General features: G+C 70.2%; 15 protein-coding genes. 5 read left to right on the top strand and 10 right to left on the bottom strand.

Features of this window, described 5'->3' with window-relative positions; translation table 11 throughout:
* Nucleotide 1 precedes the first annotated feature (1 nt).
* Nucleotides 2-1,111 carry a cobalamin B12-binding domain-containing protein gene (locus AMK58_RS14640; RefSeq protein WP_059399121.1) on the bottom strand — a complete coding sequence of 370 codons (1,110 nt, stop codon included), beginning with the start codon at nt 1,109-1,111 and terminating at the stop codon, nt 2-4.
* 129 nt (nt 1,112-1,240) lie between these two features.
* Nucleotides 1,241-1,675: a response regulator gene (locus AMK58_RS14635; protein ID WP_035677271.1), complete on the bottom strand. Its 435-nt coding sequence runs from the start codon at nt 1,673-1,675 to the stop codon at nt 1,241-1,243.
* A gap of 305 nt (nt 1,676-1,980) precedes the next feature.
* On the opposite strand from AMK58_RS14635, the gene AMK58_RS14630 reads away from it, so the two are divergent.
* Nucleotides 1,981-2,607, top strand: a complete 627-nt coding sequence (locus AMK58_RS14630) for a hydrolase (protein WP_035677259.1) — start codon at nt 1,981-1,983, stop codon at nt 2,605-2,607.
* A 255-nt stretch (nt 2,608-2,862) separates the two neighbouring features.
* Nucleotides 2,863-3,990, top strand: a complete 1,128-nt coding sequence (gene hpnH, locus AMK58_RS14625) for an adenosyl-hopene transferase HpnH (protein ID WP_035677260.1) — start codon at nt 2,863-2,865, stop codon at nt 3,988-3,990.
* Here the strand turns inward: hpnH and AMK58_RS14620 are convergent.
* From AMK58_RS14620 to shc, 3 genes are read right to left on the bottom strand one after another with little or no spacing between them, the layout of a single operon-like run.
* The gene (locus AMK58_RS14620) at nt 3,931-4,632 is read right to left on the bottom strand and encodes a phosphorylase family protein (protein WP_059399120.1); all 702 of its coding nucleotides are present in this window, start codon (nt 4,630-4,632) and stop codon (nt 3,931-3,933) included. The two genes, hpnH and AMK58_RS14620, sit on opposite strands and share 60 nt — an antisense overlap.
* Nucleotides 4,633-4,641: 9 nt before the next feature.
* Nucleotides 4,642-5,034 carry a DUF2141 domain-containing protein gene (locus tag AMK58_RS14615; protein ID WP_035677275.1) on the bottom strand — a complete coding sequence of 131 codons (393 nt, stop codon included), beginning with the start codon at nt 5,032-5,034 and terminating at the stop codon, nt 4,642-4,644.
* A gap of 10 nt (nt 5,035-5,044) precedes the next feature.
* On the bottom strand, nt 5,045-6,976 hold the full coding sequence (gene shc, locus AMK58_RS14610) for a squalene--hopene cyclase (protein ID WP_059399119.1): 1,932 nt from the start codon (nt 6,974-6,976) through the stop codon (nt 5,045-5,047).
* 172 nt (nt 6,977-7,148) lie between these two features.
* Here shc and AMK58_RS14605 point away from each other — a divergent pair, with 172 nt between their 5' ends.
* On the top strand, nt 7,149-9,848 hold the full coding sequence (locus tag AMK58_RS14605) for an MMPL family transporter (protein WP_079285389.1): 2,700 nt from the start codon (nt 7,149-7,151) through the stop codon (nt 9,846-9,848).
* Here AMK58_RS14605 and AMK58_RS29585 read toward each other — a convergent pair.
* The gene (locus AMK58_RS29585; RefSeq protein WP_079285388.1) at nt 9,748-10,662 is read right to left on the bottom strand and encodes an SMP-30/gluconolactonase/LRE family protein; all 915 of its coding nucleotides are present in this window, start codon (nt 10,660-10,662) and stop codon (nt 9,748-9,750) included. The genes AMK58_RS14605 and AMK58_RS29585 overlap by 101 nt on opposite strands.
* Nucleotides 10,663-10,877: 215 nt before the next feature.
* Nucleotides 10,878-11,972, bottom strand: a complete 1,095-nt coding sequence (locus AMK58_RS14595) for a sulfotransferase family protein (RefSeq protein WP_059399116.1) — start codon at nt 11,970-11,972, stop codon at nt 10,878-10,880.
* Nucleotides 11,973-12,179: 207 nt separating this feature from the next.
* On the opposite strand from AMK58_RS14595, the gene AMK58_RS14590 reads away from it, so the two are divergent.
* Nucleotides 12,180-12,815 carry an ABC transporter substrate-binding protein gene (locus AMK58_RS14590; protein ID WP_059399115.1) on the top strand — a complete coding sequence of 212 codons (636 nt, stop codon included), beginning with the start codon at nt 12,180-12,182 and terminating at the stop codon, nt 12,813-12,815.
* 4 nt (nt 12,816-12,819) lie between these two features.
* Nucleotides 12,820-13,785, top strand: coding sequence for an NAD-dependent epimerase/dehydratase family protein (locus AMK58_RS14585; protein ID WP_051140504.1), 966 nt, complete (start codon nt 12,820-12,822; stop codon nt 13,783-13,785).
* A 49-nt stretch (nt 13,786-13,834) separates the two neighbouring features.
* Here the strand turns inward: AMK58_RS14585 and paoC are convergent, their stop codons facing one another.
* The 3 genes from paoC to paoA are packed head-to-tail and all read right to left on the bottom strand — an operon-like array spanning nt 13,835 to nt 17,664.
* Nucleotides 13,835-16,027, bottom strand: a complete 2,193-nt coding sequence (gene paoC / locus AMK58_RS14580; RefSeq protein ID WP_035677422.1) for an aldehyde oxidoreductase molybdenum-binding subunit PaoC — start codon at nt 16,025-16,027, stop codon at nt 13,835-13,837.
* 6 nt (nt 16,028-16,033) lie between these two features.
* Nucleotides 16,034-16,984: an FAD binding domain-containing protein gene (locus AMK58_RS14575; protein WP_035677425.1), complete on the bottom strand. Its 951-nt coding sequence runs from the start codon at nt 16,982-16,984 to the stop codon at nt 16,034-16,036.
* Entirely contained in the window at nt 16,981-17,664 is a 684-nt protein-coding gene (paoA, locus tag AMK58_RS14570; RefSeq protein WP_059399114.1) for an aldehyde dehydrogenase iron-sulfur subunit PaoA, read from the bottom strand. Before paoA ends, AMK58_RS14575 begins: the two co-directional genes overlap by 4 nt.
* Nucleotides 17,665-17,739: the final 75 nt, after the last annotated feature.

Below are 17,739 nucleotides of genomic sequence, written 5' to 3'. Positions count from 1 at the left end.
ATCACGCCACTCCGGCGGCCAAGTCCGGAGCCACGGGCCGGATCAGCCGCTCCGCAATGGCGACGGCCTCCTCCGCGCCGGGCGCGAAGGCGTCGGCGCCGACCGTCTTCCACAGGTCGGGAACAAGGTTGAAAGGGTAACCGCCGACCAGCACATGCGGCGGCTCTCCGGGTTCGGCGCGCACCGCGGCGATGAGGGCCGCAACCCGCCCGACATGGGCGGTGATGGTCGCCGACACCGCCAGGACGCGGGCACCCCGCTCCCGCACCGACCGGACGACGCTGTCCGCGGGCGTGTTGGCGCCGAGATAATGGCTGTCCCAGCCGGCCATCTCGAAGAAGTCGGCGACCATGCGGATGCCGATCTCGTGCTGCTCGCCGCCGACGCAGGTGGCGACCATGGACAGGCCGCGCCGCTCGGCGGCGAAGATCGCCGGGTAGAGCTGTCCCATGATCGCCTGGGTGGCGGCCGTGGCGAAATGCTCGTGCGCCACGGTGATCGCCCGGGTCTGCCAGAGCCGCCCGATCTCGCGCAGGGCGGGTTGGAACACATGCAGATAGAGGTCGGGCACCGTTGCCCCGGCGGCCGTGGCCTCCGTCACCAGCGCCGCCGCCCGCCGCCGGTCGCCGGCCAGCAGCGCGTCCACATAGGAGCGCGCAAGCGCGCCGAACGGCGCGTCCGGCCGGACGAAGGGCGGCACCTCCCTCGGCAGGCCGGGCAGCGCGGTCAGCCCCTGCCCCACGCAGGCGCGCACGCGCGCCGCCGTGGCGGAATCGACCCGGACGGCCACCACGTCGCGGAGGATTTCCAGGCTTTCGCCCAGTTCCTCGTCCGGAATGCCGATCCCGGCGAAGAGGATCTTGACCCAGGCCACATACTCGCGGAACAGCGCCGGACTGTCGCTCGCCACCGCCTCCGCAAGATACAGAAGGTGGAAGCCGACATCCTCGACGCAGCGCTCCCGGCCGGCCTCGCCATAACGGGCGTAGAGCGCCGGCCAGCGCTCGAACTGAATGGCGACGATGGCGCGCGCCAATTCCTCGCGGCGGTCCACGATGGGATTCGAGGCGATCCGCAGCGGACCTGGGATGGGCCGGACGGTCCCCGGCATAACACAGCGTCTCCGGTCAGAGGGGGTGTCTGAAAGGAAGGTGTCCCCTCACATCCGTTCCCGCAATATCTGATTGCATCAAACAGGTGAGTTTCTGACCGATCACACCCTATGATTTCAGAAGCCTTCTCAACGGCCTTTTTGAAGCACGAAGGCCAGCCGCTTCACGAGGTCGGCCTTCGATACCGGTTTCACCAGATAGCCGGAGATGCCATAGGCGATGGCCCGCTTGACGGTGTCCGCCTCGCGATGGGCGGTCAGCACGATCACCGGAAGGTCGGCCAGCGGGTTGCCCGTGGCCGTCCGCAGGGCATGCAGCAGGTCCAACCCGCTCATCCGCGGCATTTCCAGGTCGCAGATGGCGAGATCGACCTTTTCCGGATGGTCACGCAAGATGGCCAGCGCCGACACGCCGTCCGACGCCTCCCATACGTGGCGAACCTTCAAATCCTGGAGCAGGCGGCTCATCAGCCGACGGGTGAAGTCGTCGTCTTCGATCAGCAGGACGCGCAGATCGTTGATGCTGCGGTTCAGCACCCCATCCTTCGCAGGTTCGTTCAGCATCGGCGCGGCCATCCTTATCCGTGTCGTTGCATTGAGAAAACGCAGGCATACGTTACATCGCTGGCAATGACTGGAAAAGTCCGTAAATAATGCAAATTTTGTAATTTATGCAACCTTTGAGACGGCCGTGTGGCGGACCGCCGCGGCCGATGGCGGCCCTGCGCCGGGGTGCGTTGTCCGCGCCGTCCACGATCTGCTAAACCCGTCCGAGCCAATGATCAGGCCAGTGATTGAGGCCGGCGGACGGGACAAGCCCTTGAAAGCGGCCCCGCACCGCGCTCACGGTTTTGGAACAGCCACCAACGATGCAACTCGACCTTCTCAAGAGACCGGACGGGCGCACCGCCATTCTGATGCCGTCCGGCTTCGTCCTCGACCTGCTGACGCCGGACGCCACGGGCATGCCGATCGAGGACATCGCCCAGTGCCTGTCATCCCAGCCGCGTTGGGGCGGCGCGGCGCGACCCTGGTATTCGGTCGCCGAGCATTCGGTGATGGTCTCGCGTCTGGTGCCACCGGCCCTGGCCTACTCGGCGCTGATGCACGATTGCGAGGAATTCCTCGGCGACTGGCCATCGCCGGTCAAGGTGATGCTGGACCGCGACTACGTCAAACAGCGGCTGCATCCGGTCAAGGACGCGCTGCGCCGCTGGTTCGGCTTCGATGACGAGGCGCCGGCCATCAAGCAGGCCGACCTTGTCTGCATGGCGACGGAACTGCGCGACCTCCTGCCGCCCGCCTGGCTGGATTGGGGGCATCTCCCGGCTCCCCATCCGGACAGGATCGTCCCGGTCGGTCCGGACCGGGCCTACGCGCTCTTTCTGAGCCGGTACGAGGAGCTGAGGCATCTCGCCCAACCCCACAAGACCAAATCCCACAAGGCCAAGCCCGCCAAAACCGCAAGTAGCAACCGCAAGCCCCCTCAGCCCTGACATACACGCCGGGATTTGCACCGCTGGGTGCGTACGTATCCCCGTACGTCTTACAGGCTTTCCGGCCACCGGGACGGAGCGTACGGGTGCGGTCGCGCCGCCGGATCGCGCCACGCTCCGGCAAGTATCATACAGTAAGCTACCTGCCATGCGTCCCCGGACGCTCCAAACTGGAGCGAGTCGCAATTTTAGGGACGAGCGCATGACGGCGATTCACCAGACGGCGATCCATGATGGGCTGGGAGAGGCATAGCCATGGCCGTTCCCGCGATCCAGGCGGCGCTGGTTGGCGCCTATGTGCTGCGCCAGCGCCTCAAGGGCAACCGGCGCTTCCCGCTGGTCCTGATGATGGAGCCGCTGTTCCGTTGCAACCTCGCCTGCGCGGGTTGCGGCAAGATCGACTATCCCGACCCGATCCTGCGCCGCCGCCTGTCCGTAGAGGATGCCCTGGGAGCGGTGGACGAATGCGGCGCCCCGGTGGTTTCCATCGCCGGTGGGGAGCCTCTGCTGCACCCCGAGATCCACACCATCGCCGCCGGCATCGTGGAGCGGCGCAAGTTCGTCTATCTCTGCACCAACGCCCTGCTTATGGAAAAGCGGCTCGACCGCTTCACCCCCAGCCCCTTCTTCACCTGGTCGGTCCATCTGGACGGCGGGCGGGAGGAGCATGACAAGGCTGTCTGCCAGCCGGGCGTCTACGACCGCGCCGTCGCGGCGATCCGCGCCGCCAAGGCGCGCGGCTTCCGCGTCAACATCAACTGCACCCTGTTCGACGGGGCGGAACCGGAGAAGGTCGCCGCCTTCTTCGACGAGGCCATGGCCGCCGGCATCGACGCCGTCACCGTGTCGCCCGGCTACGCCTACGAACGCGCGCCCGACCAGGAGCATTTTCTGAACCGCCGCAAGACCAAGGAACTGTTTCGCGACGTCTTTGCACGCGGACGGGGCCGGAAATGGCGCTTCTCGCAATCGTCCCTCTTCCTGGATTTCCTGGCCGGCAACCGCAGCTACCGCTGCTCGCCCTGGGGCAACCCGACGCGCAACGTCTTCGGTTGGCAGCGCCCCTGCTACCTGCTGGGCGAGGGCTACGCCCCGACCTTCAAGGCGCTGATGGAGGAGACGGACTGGGACGCCTACGGCACCGGCAATTACGAGAAATGCGCCGACTGCATGGTCCACAGCGGCTATGAGCCGACCGCGGTGGAGGACACGCTGCGCAATCCCCTGGCGGCGCTGGCGGTCAGCCTGCGCGGGCCGCGCACGGACGGGCCGATGGCACCGGAGTTCCCGCTGGACCGCCAGCGCCCAGCGGAGGAGGTCTTCTCACGCCACGTCGCGGACACGCTGCGCCGGATCGAGGCCGAGCGGACCGCTGCCGAGTAGATCGGCTGGAAAGGCGCCGGCCGCCCGGCGGAGCGCCGCCAGGGCGCGGCCGAGGTCCCAGGCCAGCCGGCCCAGCGCAACGAGCTGGCTGGGGTTGGCGGTCAGCCGTGCCAGCACGGCGCCGGGGGTGATGCGCCCCTCGCCGTTCAGCCCGGCCAGCGCCGCCGTGGGCAGAGCCCGCCACGCCGGGTCGGCGACCGCGCGCAGCACGGCGAAGGGCCGCCCCCAGGCTTGGCAAGCCCGCGCGACGGCAAGGCTCTCCAGATCGACCGCCGCAGCACCGGTCAGCGCCCTCAGCCGCGCCTTGTCACCGACCGTCACCACGGGCATGCGGGCACCGGCGATCAACGCGGAGTGCGCCTGCGGCAAGGTGTTGTGGAGGCGATCCCGCCAGGGCTGCCAAGCCTCAAAGACAGCGCCGCCCTCATCGACGACGGCGCTCGCCAGGACCAGCGAGCCGGGCCGCAGGTCGGGCGCCAAGCCCCCCGCGATACCGAAGCTGACGATCCCGCAGGCTCCGTCCTCCAACAGACGATGCGCAGCTGCGGCGGCGGCGTCCCCCGTGGCGCAGGCGACGGGCATTCCGCTGCGGCGGGCCAGACGGGCCTCCAACGCCATGCCGGTGAGGATCGCGGCGGCCATCACGCCTCCCTATGGCGATATCCAGTAACGGAGCGTCAAAGCCGTCTCCACACCATTCTCCCCCACCGTCACGGCGGCGTCGCGGAAGCTCGGCGGCGCCAGGAGCACGGGGGCGTCGTTGCCGAAGCCGAAGCCCTCCCGCGGCACGCCGAGAAGGTTGCGGTCCAACTGCCCGTTGCCGTTCTCGTCGTGGTAGACGCGCAATGCGTAGGTCCCCAACGGCACATCCGGCACGGTGACGCGCACCGAACCCTCCGCGGCCGGGGCGGTGAGCCGGAAGGCACAGCGCCCAGCCGGATAGGCCGCCTCCTCGCAAACGGCGAGGACGATCTGCCCGTCGCCGTTGCGCACGCCCTGAACGGTCACGGTCAGCGCCGCGGCCAGAACCGCCGCCGCCTTCACATCCGCTCCTTCACGCCCTCAAGGCCCGGTAGCGAGCCAGCGCCCACAGCGGGAAGCTCGCCGCATAGCCATGATATTTCAGGTAGAAGACGCGCGGGAAGCCGACCGCGGTAAAGGGCTCCTCGCTCCACAGCCCTTCGGCGTCGCGGGCCGACAGCAGATACTCGATGCCGCGGTCGACCGCCGGATGGTTGCCCTTGCCGGCGGCCATCAGCCCGAGCAGCGCCCAGGCGGTCTGCGAGGCGGTGGAGACCGCCCCCTCGCCACGCGGGTTGCCGGCCCAATAGCTGGCCCCGTCCTCGCCCCAGCCGCCGTCCGCGCGCTGGTGCGTCAGCAGCCACTGGGCGGCGCGCTGCACGGCCACAGCGGAGTGCGGCACCCCGGCGGCGTTCAGGGCCTCCAGCGCCGACCAGGTGCCGTAGACGTAGTTGGTGCCCCAGCGCCCGAACCAGGCCCCGTCGCTTTCCTGCTCGCGCTCCAGGAAGGTCAGGCCGCGGCGGGTCGGCACGGTGTCGCGCCCCTCGCCCAGCCGGGCCAGCATCATGACGCAGCGCGCCGTCACGTCGGAGGTCGGCGGGTCGAGCAAGGCGCCGTGGTCGGCGAAGGGGATGTGATTGAGGAAGTCGTGCTGGTTCTCGGCGTCGAAAGCGCCCCAGCCGCCGTTGCGGCTCTGCATGCCGACGATCCAATCCCGCGCGCGGCGGATCGGCTCGCCGTAGCGGTCGGCGTCCAGCCGTTGCAAGGCCATCACCACCATGGCGGTGTCATCGGTGTCCGGGTAATGGGCGTTGTTGTACTGGAAGGCCCAGCCGCCCGAGGCCAGCCCCGGCCGCTGCCACGCCCAATCCCCCTCGACGTCCAGGATTTGCCGGTCGATCAGCCAGTCCGCCCCGCGCCGGGCCGCGGCGCGGGCCAGCGGGCTGCCGGTTTCCAGCAGGGCGTTGCAGATGATCGCGGTGTCCCAGACCGGCGACAGGCAGGGCTGGCAATAGACCCGCCCCGGCTGCCGCACCACCAGCCCGCGCAGCGCGCGACGGGCCGTCGCCGCGTCGGGATGGTCGGCCGGCATGCCCAGGCAATGGAACATCAGCACGGCGTTGACCATCGCCGGGAAGATGGCGCCCAGCCCGTCCTCGCCATTCAGCCGCTCCGTCACGAAACGCACGGCGCGGTCGATGGCCGTCTGGCGTCCGTTGGCGGGCAGGCGCGGCTCCACCGCGTGCAGCGCCGCGTCGAGCGCCCGGAACAGCGTGGCCCAGCCGCCGCGGTTGTTGTTGCTGTGCCAGTTGCGCACCCGCTCCGGCGGCTCGGTGAACAGCTCCGCGATGCCGATGCCCCGGGGGTTGCGGGCGCGCAGCCGGTGCGCCATGACGACCAGCAGCGGCACCACCACCGTCCGCGACCAGTAGGAAATGCGGGAGATGTGGAAGGGCGACCAGGGCGGCAGGTTCATCACCTCCACCGGCATCGCCGGCACCGCCCGCCAGGGAATTTGCCCGAACTGGGCCAGCAGAATGCGGGTGAAGACGTTGCAGCGCGCCGCCCCACCGCGCGCCAGGATCGCCTCGCGGGCGCGGCACATGTGGGGCGCATCGGGGCTGTCTCCCGCCGCCTTCAACGCGAAGTAGGCCTTCACGCTGCAGCTGATGTCCATGGCGCCGCCGAAGAACAGCGGCCAGCCGCCGTCTTTGCCCTGCCGCCCGCGGATGAAGGCGGCCAGCCCGGCCTCAAGCTCCGGATCGATCTCGTCCAGGATGTGGTGCAGCAGCAGATATTCGGATGGGATGGTGGCGTCGGCCTCCAGCTCGAACACCCAATGGCCGTCGGCCTGCTGGCGGCGGATCAGGGCGTCCGTGGCCTCTGCCACGGCGTCGCTCACGGCCTTCGCCGACGGCTCGGCCCGTTGGACCCGCAAGGTTGTGCTTGCGTTGTGGTCTTGCATCGGCGCTCCCGCTTTGCCCCGGTACTTTGCCCCGGTATTCCCCATGGTGGAGGTATCTGGGTAACGAGGTGCCGCGGTTCGCCCATTGGTTGGAAGTAACATACAGTAGCGTACGTTGGGTGCCAGAGGTTGTCCTGGCAGACTGCGTACGCTTTCGAGGGAGACGTACAGCGTGACAGAACGGCAAGGTGTCCTGGACCGGATGGCGGACTTCGGCCGCGCCATGATCGGGGGCCTGGGTGCCCTGTCCTGCCGAAAGCCGAAGGTGACGCTGGGCGTCTGGGTGCTGTTGTCCGTCCTGGCCGGCTGGTATTCCGCCGACAATCTGACGATGAGCACCAGCACGTCGGACATGATCGCGCCGGACACCGCCTTCCGCCAGCACACGGAGGAGTACAGGCAGGCCTTCCCCTTCGCCGACGACCAGATCGTCGTGGTGGTGGACAGCCCGTCTCCCGACCAGTCAGATGCCGCCGCCGTACGTCTGGCGGAGCGCATGTCCGCCCGTACGGACGTGCTGTCGGCGGTGGAGGTGCCATCCGCCGACCCGTACTTCCACCGCTACGGCCTGCTCTTTCTCGACACGGAAAAATTGCAGGATCTGGCCACCCGGCTCGCTGGGGCGCAGGCGGCGCTGGGCGCGCTGAACGCCGCCCCGAACCTTCAGGGTCTGGCCGACCTGCTGGACTTGATCCTGACCCACGCGGACGAGGGCGCTCCGGCCACCCCCGCCGAACTGCTGAACCGGCTGGCGGTCAGCACCGCGACGGTGGCGGACGGCCATCCGGTGCCGCTGTCCTGGACCGGGCTGGTTCAGGCCGCGGATGAGGAGGACCGGGCGGCCAACCGCCGCTTCGTCCTGGCCCGGCCCATTCTGGACAACAGCTCCTTCGGGCGCGGGCGCCCCGCGGTGACCGCGGTGCACGAGGCCATCGGCGCGGTGATGGCGGAGCCGGTCGGCCAGGGGGTCGAGATGCGGGTCACCGGCGCCGTGCCGCTGCGCCAGACGGAGCTGGACACGGTGGCCAACAGCGCCGGCCTCGCCACCATCCTGTCCTTCATCCTGGTCTCCGCGGTGCTGATCGCCGGAATGCGGTCGGGGCGGCTGATCGCCTGCATCATGGTGGTCCTGCTGCTGGGTTTGACGCTGAGCGCCGGGGCGGCGGCCCTGACCGTCGGACGGCTCAACCTGATCTCTGTCACCTGTGCGGTGATGTTCTTCGGGCTGGGCGACGATTACGGCGGGCATCTCGGCCTGCGCTACCAGGAGGAGCTGCGCCGCGGCCTGCCGCCGCTGGCCGCGGCCATCGAGGCGGTGCGGGCGGTCGGGCCGGCGCTGGTCCTCAGCACCCTGTGCGCCATCATCGGCTTCCTGTCCTTCGTGCCGACCGCCTATCTGGGGCTGGCGGAGTTCGGCGTCATTTCCGCCGTCGGCATGGTGGTGGCCCTGCTCATCAGCCTCAGCCTTCTGCCCGCCCTGATCGTCCTGCTGCGCCCCGGCCCTGGTGTCCCCGCGCCGGAGCGCGAGGACCGCGGCTTCGCCGGCTGGGTGAGCCGCCACCACCGAGCCATCCTCGCCCTGGCAGGAGCCAGCGCCGTCCTCTCCATGGCGGCGCTGCCGCTGGTGCGGCTGGACGTCAACCCGCTGAACCTGCAGGACGAGACGACCGAGGCCGTCGCCACCTACCGCGATCTGGCAACCACCCCGCGCACCTCGCCCTATTCCGTCAACATCCTGACGCCGGACCTCGCGGCGGCACAGGCGTTGGCCGAACGGCTGCGCGGCCTGCCGGAATCCGGCGGCGTGCGCACCTTCGCCAGCTTCATCCCCAAGGACCAGGAGGCAAAGCTGCCCATCCTGGCGGACATGTCGCTGCTGCTCGGCCCCAGCCTGACCGCTCCGGTGGAGTCGGCGGCGCTGGACCAGGGCGGGCTGGAGCGCGCCGTCGCCACGCTGAAGACGGTGCTGGACGGTTATCGGACGGACAAGCGCGACGGACAGCCCGAGCTTCGCACTGCCGTGCAAAGCCTCGACCGCGCGCTGGCCCGCGTCCGGCCGACGCAGTTCGCCACGCTCGACGGCGCGCTGACCGGGGGCGTGCCGCCGCTGCTCGACCGGCTGCGCGAGGGCATGGCGGTGGAGCAGCCGGTGACCGCCGCCGACGTGCCGGACAGCCTGAAGGCCCGCTGGATCGCCGCGGACGGGCGTGCCCGCGTCGAGGTGCTGCCCACGCACGACATCTCCGACAGCCGCGCGATGGCCGACTTCGCCGACGCGGTGCTGGCCGTGGCGCCCAACGCCACCGGTGCCCCGGTGACGGTGACGGAGGCGGCCCGGGTCGTCGGCTCCTCCTTCCTGGAGGCGACGGCGCTGACGCTGGTGCTGATGGTGCTTCTGCTGGTCGCCGTGCAGCGCTCGGTGACCGGGATGGTGCTGATCCTGGCGCCGCTGATCCTGGCCGCCCTGTGGACGATGGCAACCGCCGGGCTGCTGGACATCCCCTTCAACTTCGCCAACGTGATCGTCATCCCGCTGCTGTTCGCGCTCGGTGTGTCGAGCAGCATCCACATGGTCACGCGCGGGCAGGATCTGGTGCGGGAAGGCGCGTCGGACAGCGCCTTCGGCATCGAGCTTCTGGTGACCAGCACGCCGCGCGCGGTCCTGGTCAGCACGCTGACCACCAGCACCGCCTTCGCCACGCTGGCGCTGTCCAATCACCGCGGGCTGTCCAGCATGGGGGTGCTGCTGGCGGTGTCGATCACCTACACGGTCATCTCGTCGCTGGTGGTTCTGCCGGCGCTGATGATCCTGTGGCACCGCTGGCGGCTTCGTCGCAGACCAGCAGCCCCGGTGCGGTCACCGACCCGATGACCAGCCGCCCGTTCCACGAGACGGCGACCGTGGCGGCGGGAAAGCGCCGCCCGTCCTCGTCCAGCAGGATCTCCACCCCGCTGGGGCCGAGCGCCGCGACGCGGGTCGGCGCCGCCGCCCCGCCCGGCCAGCCGTAGCGGTGCAGCGCCAACCGGACCGGCGACGGGTGCAGCGCCACCAACAGGCGGCCGTCCGGGGCCATCGTCAGGTTGTCCGGCCCGCCCGGCACGGCGATTCGCTGCTGCGGCGCCTGCGGATCGGACAGGCGGTAGACGAGCAGCGCGTCCTCCCGCGTGGCGGCGACGATCAGCCGGTCGTGGGACGGGTCGGGAAACAGGCCGTTGGCGAAGCCGATCCCGCCGATCAGGACGCGCGCCTCGTTGTTCTCGACGAGGCCGACGAAGCCGTGGCGCCCGCCGAGGACGTTGTCCTCGATCACGGCACTCCAGCCGCAGCCGCCGTGGCTGCTGGTGAACAGGAAACGCTCACCATCGAGGAAGGCCACGTCGTTGGCCCGGCAGAGCAACGGACTGGTGACGGTGCCTTGGTGGGTCAGGGTGGCGCCGTCCAGGCGGTAACGCTCGACCGTCGCCGACCCGTCCTCGTGACGGCGGACGGCGAGCAGGGAGCGCGCGCCATCCGGCTCCGCGCGCAGGTCGATGCCCGCCGGGCGCAGGCCGGTGGCGAGCGGGATGGCGGCGGCGGTCGGCGCGTCGATGGATTGCAGGTTCAGCAGATAGAGCCCGCCCGTGGTTCCGGCCCGGCGGTCGTAGGCGGACAGCACCGCCTGACCGCGCGCGGCGTCGAGCGCCATGTCCTCGATGCCAATGACGGGGGCGCGGTCGGCGGTGACGGAGACCGTGCGGCAGGTAGCGTAGGCGGGGTGGGTGAGGAAAGTGAGAAGGAGGAGTGCGATTGCCCCCTCCCTAACCCTCCCCCGCCTTTGGCGAGGGAGGGAATTTTGAGCGGAGCGGCGGCAGTCCCCTCTCCCGCGAAAGCGGGGGAGGGTTAGGGAGGGGGCAAAGGCCCTCACGCCACACCGGCCCCCCAGCGCGCGACGAAGGGCGCCCATTCGCGGTCCACCCGCTCGCGCCCTTCGTCGGACAGGCGGTGGCGGTTCTTCGCGTAGTCGCTCACCGCCCCCAGATACGCCTCGAACTTCGGGCGCGCCGCCGCGTAGCCCGGCAGCTCCAGCGTTTGATACAGCCGCTCCACCTCCTCCAGCGGCGCGCGCTCGAAGCGTTCGAACGGCACCTCGGCGAAGCGGTTCGCCGGCAGGTCCGCCGTGTCGTCGATCAGCGCCTGCATGATGCGCGGGTAGTGGTCCAGCACCACCCGCTCCACGTCGATGTGCCCGTGCGGCTGGAGCGCCAGCCGCGCCAGCAGCGTCCGGTAGAAGCCGACCGTGGACACGTACACCGCCCGCGGGTCGCGGTGGATGTGGATGAAGCGCGCGTCGGGCCAGATCTCCCGCATCATGGCGACCCGCGCGCTGTAGACCGGGTTCTTCAGCAGGATGCAGCGCCCGCCCTGGGCGATCGACACCTTCTCCAGGAAATAGAGGAAGCGGCGCTTCCAGGCGTCCCGCTCCGCCGCCGTGCAGCCGTCGAAATAGAGTCCGCGGCGCAGATTCTCGTCGAACCGCTCCGGAAAATAGAGCCCGTGGTAGAAGGAGACCGGCGACATGTTCGCCAGCGCGATCTCATCCTCCTGCGGGCTGTCGGCCTTGACCGGCACGTTGTCGATGTAGCGCCGCTCCGGCAGGGCGCGGGCCAGCAGCGGCCGCAGGACCGAGCCCAGCCCCAGCATGTCCCAGGGCAGGCCGACCGCGAAGGGGTCGATGATGCCGAACTGCGGGTCGCGGCTCAGCACGTTGTAGAGATGGGTGGTGCCGCTGCGCCAATGGCCCAAGATGAAGACCGGCGGCGGCAGTCCGGCGCCCTTCCGCCGCCGCGCCGCCACCCAGCCGGCTTCCGCCAGGGAAAACGGCGCGCGCCCGACGGCCGAGGCCAACGCCGCCAGCGCCGTCGGCCAGCCGCGCCCCCGCGGCCCGCCATTGCGCGCCAGCACGGTCAGCAGGGTGATGGCGTCGCAGCCATACAGCGGATGGTCCGGGATCGGCATCCATCCGCTTGCCCTCTTCGCCGGTCCACCCATCCGGACACCTCCCTTCGACAGCATCGCGCAAGAGGATAGACCGGGCCGGACGCTGTTACATCCCACACGGACGGTTGAATCCTCCTGCCCCGAACGGGCAGATTTTCCGTCGACTCTTGCCGGAACAGGACGGGGCGCACCGCGATGACAGGGTCCTTCTCACGCCGAACATGGATGCGCGCCGCGCTCGCGCTGGCCGTCCTGGCGGCTGGCCTGCTGCCGGTCCCCGCCGTGGCGCAGCAAGCCCCCGGCACCGCAGCCGGCACCACGCCGGGCGCCCGCGCCACGGTGGCGCGGCTGAACGAGGCCATCCTGTCCCTGATGCGGGAGGCCGCGGGACGGGAGCCGGCGCGGGCACGGCTCCAGCGCTTCCTGCCGGTGATGCTCGACACCTTCGACCTGGAAGCGGCGCTCCGCGTCGCCGCAGCCCCCTATTTCGACCAGTCGGCGGAGCCGGAGAAGCGGCAGGCGCTGGACGCCTTCGCGCGGCGCAGCGCCGCCCAGTATGTCGACCGGTTCGACAGCTACGACGGCCAGCGGCTTGAGATCGTCGGTGAGCGGCCGGCACCGCGCGGAATGCTGCTGGTCGACACCGATCTGGTGCGCGCGGGCAAGACGCCGGTGCGACTGAGCTACCTGCTGCGGCCGGAAGGCGACCGCTGGCGCATCCTCGACGTGCTGGCGAAGGGCACGGTCAGCCAGCTCGCCACCCAACGCTCGGAGTTCCAGAACACGTTGCGCGGCGGCGGGCTGGCCGCCCTGACCCGCGATCTGAACAGCAACGCCGACCGCATCCTCGGCGGGGCGTGAAGGCATGGGCATCACCCTCGTCACCGGGGGCAGCGGCTTCATCGGCGGGCATCTGGTAACGGCGCTGGCGGCGCGGGGTGAGCGGCTGCGCATTCTCGACCGGCAGGAGCCACCGGACGTCGGGCCACCGGGCGTGGAATTCCAGCGCGGCTCCATCCTCGATGCGGCGGCGGTGGCCCGCGCGCTGGAGGGGGTGGAGCGGGTCTATCACCTCGCCGCCGTGGCCAGCTTGTGGGACCGCGACCCGACCGTCTTCGACCGGGTGAACCGGCAAGGGACAAAGGTCGTTCTGGACGCGGCGGCGCGGGTGCGGGGGCTGAAGCGCCTCGTCCATTGTTCGACGGAGGCCGTGATGATCGGCCGCCCGCCGCCCCGCCGTCTGGACGAGAGCGCCGATCCGGGGCTGGAGGCGCTGGCCGGGCCCTATTGCCGGTCGAAGTATCGGGCGGAGCAGGACGCGCTGGCCGCCGCGGCGCAGGGATTGCCGGTGGTGGTGGTCAACCCCACGGCGCCCATCGGCCCCGGCGACCGGCTGCCCACCCCGCCGAATGCCATGCTGCGCCTGTTCCGGCGCGGCGGGCCGCGGCTGATCCTCGATTGCGTGCTGAATCTCGTGGACGTGCGTGATGTCGCGCAGGGGATGATCCTGGCGGCGGAGCGGGGGCGGTTGGGAGAGCGCTACATCCTGGGCGGCACGGACATCGGGTTGGGCGATCTGGTGGGACGGATCGACCGGCTGTGCGGGCGCCCGCCGATCCGTCGCTATCCTGTGCCGCCGGCCCTGGCCCTGGGTGCCGCGCGGGTGGAAGAATGGCTGTCCGGCCATGTGACCGGCCGTCCACCCACCGCGTCGGTCACCGGGGTCCGGCTGGCGCTGGGTGGCGGCGGTTTCGACAGCAGCAAGGCAATGAGGGAACTGGGTTACACAGTCCGGCCACTGGAGGCGAGTTTAAGAGCGTCCCTGGAATGACCTTGGCCCCCTCCCCCGGCTTGCAGGGAAAGAAGGGGGCCAGGTTCCCTCACCCCATGGCGGGCAGCCGGTCCAGGAATTTGTCGAGCGTGATCGGGTATTCGCGCACCCGCAGGCCCGTCGCGTTGTGGACCGCGTTGGCGACCGCAGCACCCACCCCGCACAGGCCCAGCTCGCCCACCCCCTTGGCCTTCATCGGCGAGGAGATCGGGTCGGTCTCGTCGAGGAAGATCACCTCCTGGTGCGGGATGTCGGCGTGGACCGGCACCTCGTAGCCGGCGAGGTCGTGGTTGACGAAGAAGCCCGTGCGCTTGTCGAGCGCCAACTCCTCCATCAGCGCGGCGCCGACGCCCATGGTCATGGCGCCGATCACCTGGCTGCGCGCCGACTTCGGGTTCAGGATGCGGCCCGCCGCGCAGACCGCCAGCATCCGCCGCACGCGGATCTCGCCGGTCGCGGCGTCCACCGCGGCCTCCACGTAATGGGCGCCGAAGGTCGATTGCTGGTATTTCTTGTCGAGGTCGCCGTATTCGATGCCGTCCTCGGCGGACAGGCCGTCGGCGCCCGCCGCTTCGGCCAGCGGGACCTTGCGGTTGCCGGCGACGACCTGCCCGTCCGCGAACCGCGCGTCGGCGGAGTTGACGCCCAGCTTCTGCGCCACCGCCTCGCGCAGCTTCACGCAGGCGGCGTAGACCCCGGCGGTGGCGTTGTTGGCGCCCCATTGCCCGCCCGAGCCGGCGGACACCGGGAAACTCGAATCGCCGAGCCGCACCGCCACCTTGTCCAGCCCCACCCCCATCATCTCCGCCGCGGTCTGGGCGATGATGGTGTAGCTGCCGGTCCCGATGTCGGTCATGTCGGTCTCGACCGTGACGATCCCGCGCTGGTCCAGCCGCACCCGCGCCGCCGATTTGGTCAGCAGGTTGTTGCGGAAGGCCGCCGCCACGCCCAGCCCGACCAGCCAGCGCCCGTCGCGCACCTGTCCCGGCATCGGGTTGCGCTTGGCCCAGCCGAAGCGCTCCGCCCCCATGCGCAGGCACTGCACGAGCTGGCGCTGCGAGAAGGGCCGATTGGGATCGGCGGGGTCGGTCTGGGTGTCGTTGCGGATGCGGAACTCCACCGGGTCGATGCCCAGTTTCTCGGCCATCTCGTCCATCGCGACCTCCAGCGCCATCATCCCCGAGGCCTCACCCGGCGCGCGCATGGCGTTGCCTTCGGGCAGGTCGAGCGTGGCGATGCGGTTGCCGATCAGCCGGTTCGCCCCGGCGTAGAGCAGCCGCGTCTGGTCGCTCGCCGTCTCCTCCGAGCCGCCGGGCAGGTTGCCCGACCAGCTCTCATGGGCGATGGCGGTGATCGTTCCGTCCGGCGTGGCGCCGATGCGGATGCGCTGGATGGTGGCGGGGCGGTGGGTGGTGTTGTTCATCATCAGCGGCCGCGCCAGCCCGACCTTGACCGGCCGCCCGGCCTCCCGCGCGCCGAGTGCCGCCAGCAGCGCGTCGGCGCGCAGGAACAGCTTTCCGCCGAAGCCGCCGCCGATGAAGGGGGAAATGACGCGCACCTTGTCCTTCGGGATCTTCAGCGTCGCCGACAGGTCGGTGACCATCCAATCGATCATCTGGTTGGAGGTCCAGACGGTCAGCCGGTCGCCATCCCAGGCGGCGATGGTCGCGTGCGGCTCCATCATCGCGTGGCTCTCGTCCGGCGTGGTGTAGGTCTCGTCGAACTTCACCGGAGCCGCCGCGAAGGCTCCCGCGAAATCGCCGACCACCGAATCGCCGTCCTTGGTCTTTTCCGCCTTGTCCTTGACCGCTGCCAGGTCATAGGCGCCGTCCGCCGGGGTGTAGTCGATGCGCACCAGCCCCGCCGCGGTGCGCGCCTGCTCGAAGGTCTCCGCCACCACCAGCGCGACAGCCTGCTGGTAATGCTCGATCTCCGGCCCGCCGAGCAGAGTCGCGGCGTTGCGCTTGCCCTTGTCGAGGGAGCCGGCGTTTTCGGCCGTGACGATGGCGACGACGCCGGGGGCCTTCCGCGCCGCCTCCAGGTCCATCGACGCGATGCGCCCCTTGGCGATGCCCGAGCCGATGACCCAGCCATAGGCGACGTTCGGCGCCACGTCGTGCCATTCATAGGCGTAGGTGGCCTTTCCCGTCGTCTTCAACGGGCCGTCGATGCGGTCGGTCGGCTTGCCCACCACCTTGAGCTGGTCGATCGGGTTGGTGGTCGCGGGAGTGTCGAACTTCATGACGTCTCAACCTTTCGCTTCGGCCAGCACCGAGGCGAGCGTCCGCTCGACCAGGGTCAGCTTGAATGCGTTGTCGTGCGTCGGCTTCGCATCGGCCAGCAGCCCGGCGGTGACCGCCTTGGCGCCGCGCGGCATCGCGGCCTCGGCGGCCTCGACGCGCCACGGCTTGTGCGCCACGCCGCCCAGCGCCACCCGGCCGCTGCCGTCGCGCTGCACCACCGCCGCGACGGAGATCAGGGCGAAGGCGTAGGACGCGCGGTCGCGCACCTTGCGGTAGACGTGGGCGCCGCCGACCGGCTTGGGCAGCGTCACCGCGGTGATGAGTTCGCCGGGCACCAGCGCCGTTTCGATGTGCGGCGTGTCGCCGGGCAGCCGGTGGAACTCCGCGATGGGAATTTTCCGCGTCGTCCCGTCGGCCCGCACCGTCTCCACCATGGCGTCCAGCGCGCGCATGGCGACGGCCATGTCGCTGGGGTGGGTGGCGATGCAGGCGTCGCTCGATCCGACCACGGCGAGTTGCCGGCTGTAGCCGCCGATGGCGGCGCAGCCGCTGCCGGGCTGGCGTTTGTTGCAGGGCTGGTTGGTGTCGTAGAAGTAGGGACAGCGCGTGCGCTGGAGCAGGTTGCCCGCCGTCGTCGCCTTGTTGCGCAACTGCCCCGATGCTCCGGCGAGCAGCGCCCGCGACAGCACGCCGTAATCGCGCCGCACCCGTTGGTCGGCGGCGAGCGCCGTGTTGCGCACCAACGCGCCGATGCGCAGCCCGCCGTCCGGTGTCGCTTCCAGCGTGTCGAGCTTCAGCCCGTTGACGTCGATCAGATGGGCCGGGCTCTCGATCTCCAGCTTCATCAGGTCGAGCAGGTTTGTGCCGCCCGCGATGAATTTGGCGCCGGGCCGGCGTTCAACGGCGGCGGCCGCGGCGGCGGGGGAGTCCGCCCGTTCGTAGGTGAAGGGTCTCATGCCTCCCTCCGTGCGACGTCCGAGATCGCATCGACGATGTTGGAATAGGCGCCGCAGCGACAGATGTTGCCGCTCATCCGCTCCCGGTACTCATCGACCGTAGCTTGCGGTGCGGCGTTGAGGTCGGCGGTGACGTGGCTGGGCACGCCAGCCTTGATCTCGTCCAGCATCGCCACCGCCGAACAGATCTGGCCCGGCGTGCAATAGCCGCACTGGTAGCCGTCATGCTCCACGAAAGCCGCCTGCATGGGGTGCAGCGTGCCGGGCAGACCCAGCCCCTCGATGGTGGTGACGTCGCCGCCCTCGTGCATCACGGCGAGCGACAGGCAGGAATTGATGCGCTGCCCGTCCACGATGACCGTGCAGGCGCCGCATTGCCCATGGTCGCAGCCCTTCTTGGTGCCGGTGAGGTGCAGGTGCTCGCGCAGCGCGTCGAGCAGGGTCGTCCGCGTGTCGAGTTCGAGGTCGCGGCGCTGCCCGTTCACGGTGAAGGTCACCTTGGACAGGACGGGGGACAGGGAGGATGTGTCGGCTCCGGTCGCGGGGGGTGGCATGGCGGTCTCTCCAACGGTGGCTGCCCGCGCCGGCGCCCGGAATGGCGCCGCCGTCAGCGCGGCGGTGGCGGCGGTCCCAAGCAGGAGGCCGCGCCGCGTCATGTCGAGGTCGCCGGAATAGTGCATCGGTGAAATCCTCTTCCCTTCCTGGCTGTGATCCCGAACCCCTTGGGACGGGGCGCGGGCGTGCGGACGGCTCAT

Origin of the sequence: Azospirillum brasilense, assembly GCF_001315015.1 — a bacterium.
Taxonomy (GTDB): domain Bacteria; phylum Pseudomonadota; class Alphaproteobacteria; order Azospirillales; family Azospirillaceae; genus Azospirillum; species Azospirillum brasilense.
Note: the sequence above shows the minus strand (reverse complement) of the source record. Positions and strands in the feature narration are given on the sequence as shown.